The sequence below is a fragment of the Cellulosimicrobium cellulans genome (assembly GCF_001722485.1).
Classification (GTDB): Bacteria; Actinomycetota; Actinomycetes; order Actinomycetales; family Cellulomonadaceae; genus Cellulosimicrobium; species Cellulosimicrobium cellulans_A.
Window position 1 is genome coordinate 1 of record NZ_LWGL01000084.1, and the last position, 14,595, is coordinate 14,595.

At 74.6% G+C, this 14,595-nt stretch carries 13 protein-coding genes; 9 read left to right on the forward strand and 4 right to left on the reverse strand.

Annotated elements, in window-relative coordinates; translation table 11 throughout:
* On the forward strand, positions 1-348 hold a 348-nt coding region (locus JZ5iCDA_RS10530; RefSeq protein WP_139123064.1), incomplete at its 5' end, for a methyltransferase.
* Positions 349-383: 35 nt separating this feature from the next.
* On the opposite strand, the gene JZ5iCDA_RS10535 is transcribed toward JZ5iCDA_RS10530, so the two are convergent.
* The gene (locus JZ5iCDA_RS10535) at positions 384-794 is read right to left on the reverse strand and encodes an FKBP-type peptidyl-prolyl cis-trans isomerase (RefSeq protein WP_069387131.1); all 411 of its coding nucleotides are present in this window, start codon (positions 792-794) and stop codon (positions 384-386) included.
* Positions 795-932: 138 nt separating this feature from the next.
* Here JZ5iCDA_RS10535 and JZ5iCDA_RS10540 point away from each other — a divergent pair, with 138 nt between their 5' ends.
* Together JZ5iCDA_RS10540 and JZ5iCDA_RS10545 are read left to right on the forward strand one after the other, a co-directional pair.
* On the forward strand, positions 933-1,799 hold the full coding sequence (locus JZ5iCDA_RS10540; protein WP_069387132.1) for an alpha/beta fold hydrolase: 867 nt from the start codon (positions 933-935) through the stop codon (positions 1,797-1,799).
* Entirely contained in the window at positions 1,792-2,403 is a 612-nt protein-coding gene (locus JZ5iCDA_RS10545) for a TetR/AcrR family transcriptional regulator (protein WP_069387140.1), read from the forward strand. The genes JZ5iCDA_RS10540 and JZ5iCDA_RS10545 overlap by 8 nt, the downstream gene beginning before the upstream one ends.
* On the opposite strand, the gene JZ5iCDA_RS10550 is transcribed toward JZ5iCDA_RS10545, so the two are convergent.
* On the reverse strand, positions 2,366-3,772 hold the full coding sequence (locus tag JZ5iCDA_RS10550) for a cystathionine beta-synthase (protein ID WP_069387133.1): 1,407 nt from the start codon (positions 3,770-3,772) through the stop codon (positions 2,366-2,368). The two genes, JZ5iCDA_RS10545 and JZ5iCDA_RS10550, sit on opposite strands and share 38 nt — an antisense overlap.
* A 114-nt stretch (positions 3,773-3,886) precedes the next feature.
* Between JZ5iCDA_RS10550 and JZ5iCDA_RS10555 the strand changes: the two genes are divergently transcribed.
* On the forward strand, positions 3,887-4,597 hold the full coding sequence (locus tag JZ5iCDA_RS10555) for a DUF5701 family protein (protein ID WP_253182048.1): 711 nt from the start codon (positions 3,887-3,889) through the stop codon (positions 4,595-4,597).
* A gap of 112 nt (positions 4,598-4,709) precedes the next feature.
* Here the strand turns inward: JZ5iCDA_RS10555 and JZ5iCDA_RS10560 are convergent, their stop codons facing one another.
* Positions 4,710-5,609 carry a Bax inhibitor-1/YccA family protein gene (locus JZ5iCDA_RS10560; protein WP_069387134.1) on the reverse strand — a complete coding sequence of 300 codons (900 nt, stop codon included), beginning with the start codon at positions 5,607-5,609 and terminating at the stop codon, positions 4,710-4,712.
* Between the two features lie 368 nt (positions 5,610-5,977).
* Between JZ5iCDA_RS10560 and JZ5iCDA_RS10565 the strand changes: the two genes are divergently transcribed.
* From JZ5iCDA_RS10565 to JZ5iCDA_RS10580, 4 genes are read left to right on the forward strand one after another with little or no spacing between them, the layout of a single operon-like run.
* A complete protein-coding gene (locus tag JZ5iCDA_RS10565) occupies positions 5,978-6,967 on the forward strand; it encodes an ABC transporter ATP-binding protein (protein ID WP_069387135.1) in 990 nt (329 codons plus the stop codon).
* Positions 6,964-7,827: an ABC transporter permease subunit gene (locus JZ5iCDA_RS10570; protein ID WP_069387136.1), complete on the forward strand. Its 864-nt coding sequence runs from the start codon at positions 6,964-6,966 to the stop codon at positions 7,825-7,827. The genes JZ5iCDA_RS10565 and JZ5iCDA_RS10570 overlap by 4 nt, the downstream gene beginning before the upstream one ends.
* Positions 7,824-9,296, forward strand: a complete 1,473-nt coding sequence (locus tag JZ5iCDA_RS10575; RefSeq protein ID WP_083259890.1) for a sensor histidine kinase — start codon at positions 7,824-7,826, stop codon at positions 9,294-9,296. The genes JZ5iCDA_RS10570 and JZ5iCDA_RS10575 overlap by 4 nt, the downstream gene beginning before the upstream one ends.
* A complete protein-coding gene (locus tag JZ5iCDA_RS10580; RefSeq protein ID WP_069387137.1) occupies positions 9,293-10,018 on the forward strand; it encodes a response regulator in 726 nt (241 codons plus the stop codon). Before JZ5iCDA_RS10575 ends, JZ5iCDA_RS10580 begins: the two co-directional genes overlap by 4 nt.
* 557 nt (positions 10,019-10,575) lie before the next feature.
* Here the strand turns inward: JZ5iCDA_RS10580 and JZ5iCDA_RS10585 are convergent.
* A complete protein-coding gene (locus JZ5iCDA_RS10585) occupies positions 10,576-13,818 on the reverse strand; it encodes an efflux RND transporter permease subunit (protein ID WP_069387138.1) in 3,243 nt (1,080 codons plus the stop codon).
* A 97-nt stretch (positions 13,819-13,915) separates the two neighbouring features.
* Between JZ5iCDA_RS10585 and JZ5iCDA_RS10590 the strand changes: the two genes are divergently transcribed.
* A complete protein-coding gene (locus JZ5iCDA_RS10590; RefSeq protein ID WP_069387139.1) occupies positions 13,916-14,434 on the forward strand; it encodes a MarR family winged helix-turn-helix transcriptional regulator in 519 nt (172 codons plus the stop codon).
* The last annotated feature ends 161 nt before the right edge of the window (positions 14,435-14,595 follow it).

Here is a 14,595-nt window from a genome sequence, read left to right on the forward strand (position 1 = left end):
GCCGACCGGTCGGACGCCGCGGTGCGGTCCGCCGCGCTCACGGCGCGCGCGAACGGCGTGGACGACCGGGTGCGCACGGTGCGCGACGACGCGGGCGCGACCCTGGCGGACGCGAGCGCCGACGTCGTGCTGCTCAACCCGCCGTTCCACGAGGGCGCGGCGCTGCGCACGGACGCCGCGCACGCGATGTTCGCGGCCGCGGGCCGGGTCCTGCGGCCCGGCGGCGAACTGTGGTGCGTGTGGAACTCGCACCTGCGCTACCGGCCGGCGCTCGAGCGCGCCGTCGGCCCGACGTCCCAGGTGGCGCGCGACCGGCGCTTCACGGTGACCCGCAGCGCGCGGCGCTGAGCGCCGCGCGCTGCACGGTCAGGCGCGGGTCGTCGTCACTGCACGTCGACGACGTCGACGACGAAGACGAGGGTGTCGGTGCCGCCGATGCCGGCCTGCGGCACACCGCGCGAGCCGTACCCGTGCTCCGGCGGGATCGACAGCAGGACGCGGGACCCGACGTTCTGCCCGACGAGGCCCTTGTCCCAGCCACCGATGACGGCGCCCACGCCGATGGGGAACGCGATCGTGTCGCCGCGGTCGTAGGAGTTGTCGAACACCTGGCCCTCCCACACCTGGCCGAGGTAGTGGACGACGATGTTCCGTCCGGAGGTGACGGCGGGGCCGGAGCCCTCGCTGAGCACGACGACCTGGAGGCCCTCGGGCGCGCCCGACGCGGGGAAGGTGAGGGTCGGCTTCTCGCCGAAGGACCCCGAAGCGGTCGGGAGGGTGGTCTGGTCGGTCACGAGGTTGCCTCTCGTCGATGGGCCGAGCGCGGTGCGCCGCCTCGGCCGCGGCGGGCGCCGCGGCTTCCCACCCTACGCGGGAAGCGCTCGCCCTCCGGGGTCTTGCCACGGCCAGGCTAATGGCATTAGCCTGGGGCTATGACCGTACACCTCACCGCTCCGGACATCCGGTTCCTCGCCCGGCCCGAAGGCCGCCTCGCGTACACCGACCAGGGGTCCGGACCGCTCGTCGTCGCGGTGCCCGGCATGGGCGACGTCCGCGCGACGTGGGACGACGTCGTGCCGCCGCTCGTCGCGGCGGGGTACCGCGTCGTCGTCATGGACCTCCGCGGACACGGGGACAGCGACACGACGTTCCGCACGCACGGCGACGAGGCGACGGCGTCGGACTACGTCGCGCTCGTCGAGCACCTCGACGCGGGGCCTGCCGTGCTCATGGGGAGCTCGATGGCGGCGTCGGCGGCCGTCGTCGCGGCCGCCGACCGGCCCGACCTCGTGCGCGGCCTCGTCCTCGTCGACGGGTTCCTGCGCGCGAACGGCTCGGCGTTCGCGCAGCGCGCGATGCGGCTCCTCTTCCGCGTCGTCCTCGCCCGCCCGTGGGGCCCGTCGCTGTGGGCGGCGTTCTACGGCTCCCTCCTCAAGGGACGGCGCCCCGCGCGCCTCGACGCGCACCGGGCCGCGGTCCGCACCAACCTGCGCGACGCCGCGCGCCTGCGCTCGTTCCGGGACCTGACGCTCCAGCTCGACCACGCGGTCGTCGAGACCCGGCTCTCCCGCGTCCAGGCGCCCGCCCTCGCCGTCTACGGCGCGCTCGACCCCGACTACGCCGACCCGGCCGCCGAGGCGACGTTCGCCGCGGAGTCGATCGGCGCGACGACGCTCGTCCTGCCCGAGGTGGGGCACTACCCGCAGCTCCAGGCGCCCGAGGAGCTCGTCGCCGCGACGCTCGACTTCCTGGCGACGCTGCCCGCCGGCACGACCCGTGAGGGCGGCGCGCGTGCCTAGGGCCGGGCTCTCGCGCGAGGCGGTCGTCGGGATCGCGGTCGACCTCGTCGACGGCGGCGGGGCCACGGGCTTCGCCGACCTCACGCTCGCGAAGGTCGCGGCGCAGGCCGGGGTGGCGACGCCCAGCCTGTACAAGCACGTCGGCTCGCTCGCGGCGCTGCGGCGCGAGGTGTCGCTCGTCGCGGTCGACGACCTCACCCGGGTCATGACCGACGCGACGGTCGGGCTCGCGGGCCCGGACGCGGTCGCGGCGCTCGCCCACGCGATGCGGGACTTCGCGCGCGCTCGCCCTGGGCGCTGGGCCGCCGCGCAGGCCGCCCCCGACCCCGACGACCCCGAGGACGCCGTGCTGTCCGCCGCGGCCGACCGGTCGGTCCGGACCATCGCGGCCGTGCTGCAGGGGTTCGACCTGCCCGCCGACCGGACGATCGACGCCATCCGGTCGGTGCGGGCGGGCGTGCACGGGTTCGTCGCCCTCGAGCTGAGCGGCGGCTACCGGCTGCCGGACGACCTCGACGCCAGCTTCGCGACGCACGTCGCGATGATGCTCGCCGGCCTGGCCGCGCTCAGCGGGCGAGGAACCCCAGGAGGTCGTGCCGGGTGAGCACGCCTACCGGGTCGCCGTCCTCGACGACGAGCAGCGCGTCGGCGTCGTGCAGCGCGGCCCGGATGGCGTCCACGCCCTCGCCCGCCCCGATGAGCGGGAACCGCGCCTCCATGTGCGCGTCGACGCGGTCGGCGAGCGACGCCGCGCCCGAGAAGACCGCGTCGAGCAGCGCCCGCTCGCTCACCGAGCCCGCGACCTCGCCGATCTTCACGGGCGGCTCGGCGCCGACGACGGGCATCTGCGAGACGCCGTACTCGCGCAGGATCTCGATCGCGTCGCGCACCGTCTCGCCGGGGTGGGTGTGCACGAGGTCGGGCAGACGCCCGCCCTTGGCGCGCAGCACGTCGCCCGCGGTGACGCCCTCGTCGTCGGGCAGGAAGCCGTAGGACCGCATCCACGCGTCGTTGAAGATCTTCGACATGTACCCGCGCCCGCCGTCGGGCAGGAGCACGACGATCACGGCACGCGCGGCGGCCTCCGGGTCCTCCTCCTCGAGCCGGCGCGCGAGGCGCAGCGTGGCCTCGACCGCCATCCCGCACGACCCGCCGACGAGCAGCCCCTCCTCGCGCGCGAGCCGGCGCGTCATGGCGAACGAGTCGGCGTCGCTCACGGCGATGACCTCGTCGGGCACCGACGGGTCGTACGCGGCCGGCCAGAAGTCCTCGCCGACGCCCTCCACGAGGTACGGCCGCCCGTCGCCGCCCGAGTAGACCGAGCCCGCCGGGTCCGCACCGACGATCCGCACGCGCCCGCCGTCGGACGCGGCACGGTCCGCCGACACCTCCTTGAGGTAGCGCCCCGTGCCCGTGATGGTGCCGCCCGTCCCGACGCCGGTGACGAAGTGCGTGACGCGGCCGTCGGTGTCCGACCAGATCTCCGGGCCGGTCGACTCGTAGTGCGACAGCGGTCCGTTGACGTTCGCGTACTGGTTCGGCTTCCACGCCCCCGGGATCTCCCGGGTGAGGCGGTCGGAGACCGAGTAGTACGAGTCCGGGTGGTCCGGCGCCACCGCGGTCGGCGTCACGACGACGCGCGCCCCGTAGGCGGTGAGGACGTCGCGCTTGTCCTGGCTCACCTTGTCCGGGCAGACGAACACGCAGTCGTAACCCTTGCGCTGGGCGACGAGCGCGAGGCCCACGCCGGTGTTGCCCGACGTCGGCTCGACGATCGTCCCGCCAGGCCGCAGCTCCCCCGACACCTCCGCGGCCTCGACCATCTTCAGCGCGATGCGGTCCTTCACCGAGCCGCCGGGGTTCATGTACTCGACCTTGGCGAGCACGGTCGCCGACAGCCCCTGCGTGACACGGGTCAGCCGGACGAGCGGCGTGCCGCCCACGAGCTCGGAGACGTGCTCTGCGTATCTCATCCCCCGATCATCGCCGATCGTGCGCCGCGACCGGGTGGGATCCGGCCCGGCGGGGATTCCCGTACGGTGTAGAACGTTGGACGGTCCGACCGTCGCCCACCGGAAGGGGAACCCGTGCCCGCTGCTCCCGCCCCCGCTGCTGCCGCCCTGCTCACCGACGCACCGCCCGTCCCCGTGCTCCCCTCCCTCGCCGACCAGGCCGACCGCCTCGTCGCCCTGGGCGTCCCGGCGATCGCCGGGCTCGCCGACGACGCCGTGCGCGATACGGCCCGCGCGCTCGCCGCGACGGCGCCGCCCGGGGCGCTCCTCGTCGTCGACCCGCAGCTCGCACCGCCGTCCGCGCTCGCGCCGCTGATGCGCCTGCCCGTGCGCGGTGGCGAGAGGACGGGGTTCGTCGTCGTCGACATGGCCGACGTCGACCGGTTCGCCCCGATCGAGGGCCTCGACGTGCCCGACGGCGCCCTCTACACGGTCGCGGGCCCGGACCGCGGCGACGACATGGCGAGCTGGTCGCCCGACGAGGCTCTCCCCGAGATCGCGGCACGCGGCCGGACGCCGCTGCTGCTCGCCGAGGGGATCCACTGGGCGCTCCAGGTGCCCGACGTCGTCGCGCGCAACCACTGCTACATGACCATCGGCTCGCGCCTGCGCAAGCCCGACGGACGGCTCGACACCCGTACGCCGGCGATCTGGATCTCGAACGGCACGGGCCGCGACGGCCGCGAGCGCCGCGGCGCCCCGAAGGTCGGCTGGTGCTGGGCCGGCAACCGGCACACGTGGCTCGGGTTCGCCTCTGCCGACGCCCGGGTCGGTCTCCCGGCCTGAGGCTTCGCACGCCGCCTGCGGGCTGCCACGACCCGGCACCTCGCGGGACGACGACGCGCCCGCGGCGGGAAGGATCCCGCCGCGGGCGCGTCGTCGTGAGGCGCGCGTGCCGTCAGTCGCTGCTCTGCAGGATGGCGAACAGGCGCAGGAACTCGAGGTAGAGCCAGATGAGCGTCACCAGCAGGCCGAACGCGGCCGACCACGCGAACTTCGCCGGCACGCCGCCCTCGACGCCGCGCTTGATGGAGTCGAAGTCGACGATGAGCGACGCGGCCGCGAGGCCGACGGCGACGAGGCTGATGACGATGCCCAGCGTGCCGCCGCGCAGGCCCCACCCGTCGAGGACGCCGAACATGAGCAGCCCGACGTTGACGAGCGAGAACACGAGGTAGCCGGCCATCGCGATGAGCAGCCAGCGCGTGAACTTCGGCGTGACCCGGACCTTGCCGGACTTGAAGAGGAACAGCGCGGCGGCGAACGTCGCGATGGTCGCCACGACGGCGGACGGCACGACGCCGTTCCACTGCGCCTCGTAGAAGCGGCTGATGCCGCCGAGGAACAGGCCCTGCGCGACGGTGTAGAGCGTGATGAGCGCCGGGCTCGGGTTGCGCTTGAAGGCGTTGACGAGACCGAGGACGAGGCCGACGACCGCGCCCAGGATCCACAGGAACGGCATCTGCGGCGTGACGACCCACGAGCCCGCGGCGACGACGACGAGGAGGGCGAGCAGGCCGCCCGTCTTCATGATGACGTCGTCGTAGGTGAGGCGCTTGGTGTCCGCCGTGGTGGCCGCCGGCGCCTGGTACATCGCGTCGAGCGTCGCGGCGTCCGCGGTCTGGGCGCCGTACTGGCCCCACTGCGCGCCCTGCGGCGGCGTGCCGTAGGCGGGCGCGCCCGCCTGGCCCTGGGGGGGGGCGGTGCCGTAGGCGGGGGGCTGCTGCGTGGCGGCGCCTCCCCGCTGGTTGCGCGGGTCCCCGAAGACCGCACTGTTGTTGAAGACGGGGTTGCTCATGAGCTCCTCCTGGTCGCGGCGTCCACTCTTGCAGCGGGCCTCGTCATCGGCGTTCCTGCCTCGAGTCGGGTGTCGCTGGCCTTGCGTTCATCCTAGGGAACGAGCGAGTCCCGGTCACTGTTCCCGGCCTGGTCGGCGCACATCTCGCCCTGCGGGCGGACCCGTCCCCGTCGGCCGCCCTCCTCGTGGCGCACGACCGCGCCACCACGTACGCCGCGCGACGTACGCCCGGCCCGCGGAGCCGGCCCGGAGATACGCCGGAAGAGGGCTGACCGGCCCCGGAGCCCGCGCATAGGCTCGAGAAGAACCTCGCGACGCACCCCGCGGAGCGCGAGCCCGCGGACATCCCACCCTGGAAGGGGCGAGCCATGATCGAAGCACGCGGCCTGACCAAGCGGTACGGGCCCAAGACGGCGGTGGACGGGGTCTCGTTCACCGTCCGCCCCGGCACCGTCACCGGATTCCTCGGCCCGAACGGGGCCGGCAAGTCCACCACCATGCGCATGATCATGGGTCTGGACCGGCCGACCGCCGGGACGGTCACCGTCAACGGGCGCCCCTACGCGCAGCACCGCTCCCCCCTCACCGAGGTCGGCGCGCTGCTCGACGCCAAGGCCGTCCACACCGGGCGCACCGCCTACAACCACCTCCTCGCGATGGCGGCGACGCACGGCATCCCCACGAAGCGCGTCGACGAGGTCATCGAGATGACCGGTCTGCAGTCGGTCGCGAAGAAGCGCGTCGGCGGCTTCTCGCTCGGCATGGGCCAGCGTCTCGGCATCGCCTCCGCACTGCTCGGCGACCCCAAGACGCTCATCCTCGACGAGCCCGTCAACGGCCTCGACCCCGAGGGCGTCCTGTGGGTGCGCAACCTCGCGCGCTACCTCGCCTCCGAGGGCCGCACGGTCTTCCTGTCGAGCCACCTCATGAGCGAGGTCGCGCTCACCGCGGACCACATCGTCGTCATCGGCAAGGGCCGCATCATCGCGGACGCCCCCGTGAGCGACATCGTCAACGGCGCCGAGCGGCGCACCGTGCGCGTCCGCACCCCGCACGCGACGCAGCTCGCCGAGCTGCTCACGCGCGACGGCGCGACCATCACGAGCGACGAGCCGAGCCTGCTCGTCGTGTCGGGCGCCGACGCCGCCGGCATCGGCGAGCTCGCCGCCGCCCAGGGCTTCGTGCTGCATGAGCTCACGCCCGTCACGTCCACGCTCGAGGACGCCTACATGGCCCTCACCGCCGACGCGGTCGAGTACCAGACCGAGTCCGCGCAGGCCCACGTCGGCCACGGCGCCGCGGGTGCCGCCCCGGCCGCCGGCGCGACCGCCCCGACCTTCGAAGGAGCACAGCGATGACCGCCACCGCCGTCGCGCAGGGTCCGACGACGACCCGCACCTCCCCCTACCGCCTCTCCTTCGGCCACGTGCTGCGCTCGGAGTGGATCAAGTTCCGCTCGCTGCGCTCGACGTGGTGGACGCTCGGCATCACCGTCGTGGTGATGGTCGGCTTCTCGCTCATGTTCGCCGCGGTCATGGCGTCCATGGACTCCGCCGGGGTCTCCCCGCAGGAGGCCGGCATGGGGTCGGTCGAGGGGATCGGCGTCACGGTCGTCACCGTGGGCTACTCCTTCGCCCAGCTCGCCGTCGCGGTGCTCGGGGCGCTGACCGTCACGGGCGAGTACTCCACCGGCATGGTGCGCTCGACGTTCTCGGCCGTGCCGCGCCGCCTGCCCGCGCTCGCCGCGAAGATGATCATCACGGCCGTCGTCACGGCGCTGACGACCGCCGTCGCCGTCGCCGTCTCGTACCTCGTGACGTACCCGATCCTCGACGGCAAGGGCCTCACCGCGGACCTGTCGTCCCCCGAGGACCAGCGCGCCATGATCGGCGTCGTGCTGTACCTGACGACCGTCGCGATCTTCTCCGTCGCCGTCGGCGTGCTGCTCCGCAGCTCGGCGGGCGCCATCTTCACGCTCGTCGCGGTGTTCTTCGTCGTCTCGATGGTCCTCGGCATCGTCATGGGCGTCACGGGGGCCGACTGGGTGCAGACCCTGTACAACTCCCTGCCCGCGTCCGCCGGCGAGCAGATCGTCCTCGGCGGCACCATGTCGTCGCCCGACGCGATCGGGCCCTGGCCCGGGTACGGGGTGCTCGCCGCCTGGACCGCCGGCCTCGTGGCCCTCGCGTGCGTCGTGCTCAAGCGCCGGGACGCGTGATCCTGCCCGCCACCACCCCGCCGACGCCGGACGAGCAGACCGCTCGTCCGGCGTCGGCCGCTGCGCGCCCGGACGACGGCCCCTCGCCGGCACCGGTGTCCCTCCCGCTGCGTCGCACGCCCGAGCCCTTCACCGAGCTCGACGCCCGGCGCCTCGGACCGGTCCGGCGCTACTTCGCGCAGCACCCGCGCGTCATGGACTGGGTCGTCGTCGCGGTGTTCGCCGTCCCCGGGGTGCTGTACTCGATCGGCGCCACCGACCGCCCCGCCTCCGCGCTCGCGATGCTCGCGTTCGTTCTCGCGGGCGGCACCGTCCTGCTCTGGCGCCGTCGCCGCCCCGTCGGCGTCGCGCTCGCCACCGCCGGTCTCGGCGTGGCGGCGATCGCCGTCACCGGCGACACCGCCGGGTACGAGGTCGCGGCCATGTTCGCCACGTACGCCGTCGCCGCCGCCCGGTCCCCACGGGTCGCATGGCCGACGCTGGCCGCGCTCGTGCTGCCCCTGTCCACCGCCATCCTGCTCTGGTACGACGTCGTCACCACCGACGACGGCGAGATGCTGCGCGCGAGCGTGACGCCCGGCGAGCCCACGGTCGACCGCGTCGTGAGCATGCTCATGACGGCGATCCTGTGCCTCGTCGCCATGGCCATCGGCTCCAACGTGCGCGCCCGGCGCCAGCACGTCGCCGACCTCGTCGAGCGCGCCAACTCCATCGCGCGCGACCGCGACCAGCAGGCACAGCTCGCCGTCGCCGCCGAGCGCACCCGCATCGCCCGCGAGATGCACGACGTCGTCGCCCACTCGCTCACCGTCATGGTCGCCCTCGCCGACGGCGCGAAGGCCTCCGGGGCCAAGGACCCCGAGCTCGCCGGCCACGCGCTCGACGAGCTCACCGCCACCGGGCGCGCCGCCCTCGCGGACATGCGCCGAGTGCTCGGCGTCCTGCGCGACCCCGCGACCGGCGAGCGGTCCGCCGCCCCGCTCGCCCCCGCGGACGACGTCGAGGAGCTCGAGGACGTCGTCGAAAGGTTCCGCACCGCCGGCCTGCCCGTGCGGCTCGTGCGGCGCGGACCCCAGCCCCGGCCCGAGCCGACCGTGCGCCAAGCCGCGTACCGCATCGTGCAGGAGTCCCTCACGAACGTGCTGCGCTACGCTCCCCTGTCCCCCGTCGTCCTCGTCGAGGTCGTCCGCTGGGACCGCACCTCCACGCGCGAGGGCGACTGGATCGAGCTGCGCATCGTCAACCGCTCCGGGCGCCGCCCCGGCGAGGGCCCCGGCGCCGACGAGCGCGCGCTCCCGCCGTCCGTCGCCGCCCACCACCCCCCGGGTGCCCCCATCGGCACCGGGCGCGGCATCATCGGCATGCGAGAGAGAGCCGCCGTGCACGGCGGCACGGTGACGGCGGGGCCCGTCGGCGACGGCTGGGAGGTCGTCGCACGGCTGCGCCTCGACACGGGAGGAGATCGATGACCACGACCGACGGCACGGACCACGCGGCGGGGCGCACCCCCATCCGCGTGCTGCTCGTCGACGACCAGGCGCTCCTGCGGATGGGGTTCCGCATGATCCTCGCCGCCGAGGACGACATCGAGGTCGTCGGCGAGGCCGGCGACGGCGAGACGGGCGTCGCCCAGGCCTCCGCGCTGCGCCCCGACGTCGTGCTCATGGACGTGCGCATGCCCGGCACCAACGGCATCGAGGCGACCGCACGCATCGTCGCCGCCCAGCCGTCGTCCCGCGTCGTCATCCTCACGACGTTCGACCTCGACGAGTACGCCTTCGCGGCCCTGCGCGCCGGCGCGAGCGGCTTTCTCCTCAAGGACGCCAAGCCCGGCGAGCTCGTCGGCGCGATCCGGGCCGTCGCCAGCGGAGACGCCGCCGTGTCGCCGCGGATCACCCGCCGCATGCTCGAGATGTTCGCCGGCCAGCTCCCCGCCGACGGCGCCACCGCGTCCGCCGCCGCACCGACCGGTCGCGACGACCCGCGCCTCGCCGAGCTCACCGCCCGCGAGGTCGAGGTCTTCGAGGCCCTCGGCGAAGGCCTCACCAACGCCGAGATCGCGGAGCGCTTCGTCCTCTCCGAGGCGACGGTCAAGACCCACGTGGGCCGCGTCCTCGGCAAGCTGGGCCTCCGCGACCGGGTCCAGGCCGTCGTCCTCGCCTACGAGACGGGCGTGGCGCGCCCGTCGTAGTCGTGGTCGCTCTGGGCGACTCGTGGTTGCGTCCGGGTGGGCCGAGGCGGGGTGGTGTCGGGTCGCCTCGGGCGGGCCGTGGTTGCGTCCGGGTGGGTCGGGGCGGGGTGGTGTCGGGTCTACCATCCGCCGCTCGTGCCTCGCGGCTCCCGCCAGACCCGCCACGACCCGACACCACCCCGCCCCGCCCCACCCTCGTCCGTCGTCTCGCCCGCCCGACCAACAGCACGCGGTCGTGCCGTCATGGTCGTGGCCGGGTGACCCGCCGATCAGCGAACCGGTCGCTCCGGTGACGGACCGGGACGAGCGGACGGTGCGGCGTCGGAGGCGAAGGGCGTAAGAGCCGCGCGCGGCAACGGACGGCCGACCGCCCGAGGTGACGGCGCGGCAGCCCGAGCACCGACGGCGCGCCGTTCGCGGACACAACCACCACCGGCGCCGCAGCCCGAGCACCGACGGCGCGCCGTCCGCGGACACAACCACCACCGGCGCCGCAGCCCGAGCACCGACGGCGCACCGTCCGCGGACCCGACCGGGCGGCCGGGTCCGCGGACGGGTCAGGCGGTGGGCTGGGCCGCGTGGCGGCCGACCGGGGCCTCGTCGTCGGCGTCCGTGGCGTCGACGTCGGGCGCCGTGGGCGCCGAGGACTCGAGCTCGCGGGCGGCGCGCTCGGCCCGGCGGGCGCGCCGCTTCTCGCCGCGGCGCTCGACGAGGGTGTAGATCACCGGGACGACGACGAGCGTGAGGAGCGTCGAGCTCACGAGGCCGCCGATGACGACGAGCGCGAGCGGCTGGGAGATGAACGCACCGCCGCCGGTGATGCCGAGCGCCATCGGCGTGAGGGCGAAGATCGTCGCGAGCGCCGTCATGACGATGGGGCGCAGACGCTGGCGCGACCCCTCGAGGACGGCGTCGTCGAGGGACCTGCCCTGCTCGCGGTACTGGTTGATGAGGTCGATGAGCACGATCGCGTTCGACACGACGATGCCGACGAGCATGAGCATCCCGATGAGCGACGGCACGCCGAGCGGCGTCGAGGTCGCGAGCAGCAGGAGCAGGGCGCCGGTGGCGGCGAACGGCACGGACACGAGCAGGATGAGCGGCTGCACGAGCGAGCGGAACGTCGCGACCATCACCACGTAGACGATGAGGATCGCGGCGAGCAGCGCGAGGCCGAGGTCGGCGAACGCCTCCTCCTGCTGGGCGGCGACGCCGCCGATCTCGACGGTCGCGCCGGCCGGGAGGTCGAGCCCGTCGACGGTCTGCGTGAGCGCGGCGGTGAGCGCGCCGAGGTCCTGGCCCTCGGGCGTGACGGAGACGGTCGCGCTCCGCTCGCCGTCGAGACGCGTGATCGACGTCGGGACGGCGACCTCCTCGACCGTGGCGACGGAGGTGAGCGGTACGGGGCCGCCGGCGGTCGGGATCGCCAGGGCCTCGAGCTCGGCGACGGTCGCGGGGCCCTCGCCCTGCGAGACGACGACGTCGACGGGGCCGTCGCCGAGGTCGACCGTGCCGATGGGGCGCGGCGACATGACCGACGCGACGAGGCCGGAGAGCTGGGTCTCCGTCAGGCCGGCCGCGGTGGCCGCCTCGCGGTCGACGCTCACCTGCACGGTGCTCTGCTCGGCCGCGAGGTTGTTCGTCACCTCGAGGGCGCCCTCCGTGCCGGCAGCGGCGTCCTGGACCTGCTGCGCGGCGTCGGCGAGCGCGTCCGGGTCGGTCGTGCGGACGACGAGGTCGACCGTCGAGCTGCCCATGAGCGCCTCGCCGCCCGAGACCGTGATCTCCGTGGTGACGTCCGTGCCGAGCCCGGCGACGGCGTCGCGCACGGTGTCCGTCGCGGCCGTGCCGTCGGCGTCCTCGGCGAGCGTGACGGCGAACGTCGCCTGCGGCGTCGACCCGCCGCCCATGAACGCGGCGGTCGCCGCGTCGCCCTGGCCGACGGACGTCTGGACCGTCTCGACCTCGTCGAGGCCGAGCAGGGCGTCCTCCACGGCGCGGGCGGCCTCGTCCTGCGCCGCGAGCGTCGTGCCGGGCTCGAACGTCTCGGTGACGGTGAGCGTGTCCTGGCCGGAGTCGCCGAGGAAGTTGGTCTCGAGCCGCGGCACGAGCGCGAGCGTTCCGGCGAGCACGAGGACGGCGACGCCGAGCGTCACGACGGGACGGCGCAGCGCCCCGCGCAGCGTCGGCACGTACGCGCGCTGCCAGACGCCGCGACGCTCCTTCGCCTCGGCCTCGGCGCGCGTGCGCTCCGCGACCTCGGCCGCGCGGGCGACCGACTCCTGCGACCCGTCGTGCTCGACGACGTCCTTCGGGGGCTTGATGAACCAGTACGCGAGCACCGGCACGATGGTCAGCGCGACGAAGAGCGACGCGAGCATCGCGATCGCGACGGTGACGGCGAACGGCCGGAACAGCTCGCCGACCATCCCGCCGACGAGCGCGATGGGTGCGAACACCGCGACGGTGCAGATCGTCGACGAGGTGATGGCGCCGCCGACCTCGCGCACCGCCGTGACGATGGCGTCGCGCTTCGGCTCCCCGTAGGACAGGTGCCGCTTGATGTTCTCGATGACGACGATCGAGTCGTCGACCACGCGCCCGATCGCGACCGTCATGGCGCCGAGCGTGAGGATGTTGAGCGTGTAGCCGGTCGCGTCCATGACGACGAACGTCACGCACAGCGACAGCGGGATGGAGATCGCGGAGACGAGCGTCGAGCGGACCGACGTGAGGAACAGCAGGATGATCACGACGGCGAAGACGAGCCCGAGCCCGCCCTCGGTCGCGAGGCCCTCGATGGACTCCTCGATGAACGGCGCCTGGTCGAACACGACGGCGACCCGCACCCCCTGGTCCGCGAGCGCCGCGTCGAGGTCGTCGAGCGCGTCCTGGACCGCGTGGGAGATCTCCACGGTGTTGCCCGCGGGCGTCTTGGTGACGGCGACCGCGAGCGACGGCTCGCCGTCGAGCCGCGAGGACGACGTCGCCTCGGCGTCGACCGCGGCGACGGCGGCGACGTCGCCGAGCGGCACGACGCCCTGCGCGCCCTGCAGCGGGAGGGCCGCGAGCTCCTCGACGGACGTGACCTGCGAGCCGATCTGCACGGTGAGCTCGGTGTCGCCCTCGACGACCGTGCCGCCGGGGACGAGCACGCCGTTGTCCTCGAGCAGGGAGGACACGTCCGCGGCCGAGACGCCGGACGCCGCGAGCGCCTGCTGGTCGAGGTCGACGTGGACCTCGCGGTCGGCGACGCCGGTCACCGCGACGGACCGCACCTCGTCGACCTCCTCGAGCCGCGGCACGAGCACGGACTCGACGACGGACGAGAGCTCCGCCGCGTCGACCGCGGCGCCGCCCTCGGCGCCGGCGGCTGCGAGCTGGATGACGGGCAGGTCGTCGACCGATCCGGTGACGACCTGCGGCTCGACGTCGGCCGGCAGCTGGTTCTGGATGCGCGTGACCGCCGTCTGGAGCTGCTGGCTCGCGGCGTCCATGTCGGTGCCGTAGTCGAGCTCGACCGTCGTGACGGACATGCTCGTGGACGCCGTCGAGCTGACGTCGGCGACGCCGTCGACCGCCTGGACGGCGGCCTCGACCGGCTCGGTGACCTGGTCCTCGACGATGTCCGGGGCGGAGCCCGGGTAGACGGCGACGACGGCCGCGGCGGGGATCTGCAGCGACGGGATGAGCTCCTGCTTGAGGGAGCCGAGGCTGAGGACCCCGAAGACCGCCGCGGCGACCGTGATCAGGGCGACGACGGCGCGGTTGGCGAGCGACGTCCGGGCAAGGTGGAGCACGGTGCCTCCAGGGCGGGCGGGGAGGGGGCCACGACGTCGTCGTCGATGTTTAGCCTAACGCTAAGCATCGCCCGCGGGTTCCGGCTAGATTCGGGCTGTGGAGGCAGGGACGCAGCGCGGCGGGCGCGACGAGCGCGAGCGGCTCGCCGAGCGCGTCGAGGAGGCGGGTCGCACGCTGAGCGAGCTGTTCCTCGCCCAGCGCCTCGAGCCCTTCCTCACCATGCGCCTCACCGTCCCGCAGCTGCGCGCGCTCGCCGTCCTGCAGATCGACGGGCCGAGCGGCGCGCACCACCTCGCGGACGTGCTCGGGGTCTCGGCGGCGACCGTCTCGGGCATCGTCGACCGGCTCGTCGCCGCCGGGATGGTCGAGCGCCGGCCCGACCCGCACGACCGGAGGGTGCGCATCGTCGCGACGACGCGGCGCGGCGCGGACGCCGTGCGCGAGCTCGCCGCGCGCGAGGAGCCGACGCAGCACCTCCTCGCACGGCTCGACCTGGACGACCTGCGCGCGCTCGCGCGCGGGACCGACGCCCTCGTCGCCGCGGCGCGCGCCGAGGCCGCCGACACCGAACCGGACGACGAGCCGGACGACGAGCCGGACGACGACCGAGGGTGAGCGCGACGCCTCAGGGCGCCGGCGGCAGGGCCCAGCGGATGAGGCGCGTCACGAGCGCTCCGGCGGGCCGCGCGAAGCGGGCCGGCACGCGCACGTCGGGCAGCCCCGTGCGCTCCCAGACCGGCAGCGACGCGAGGGCCGCCGCGGCCAGGCCCGCGTAG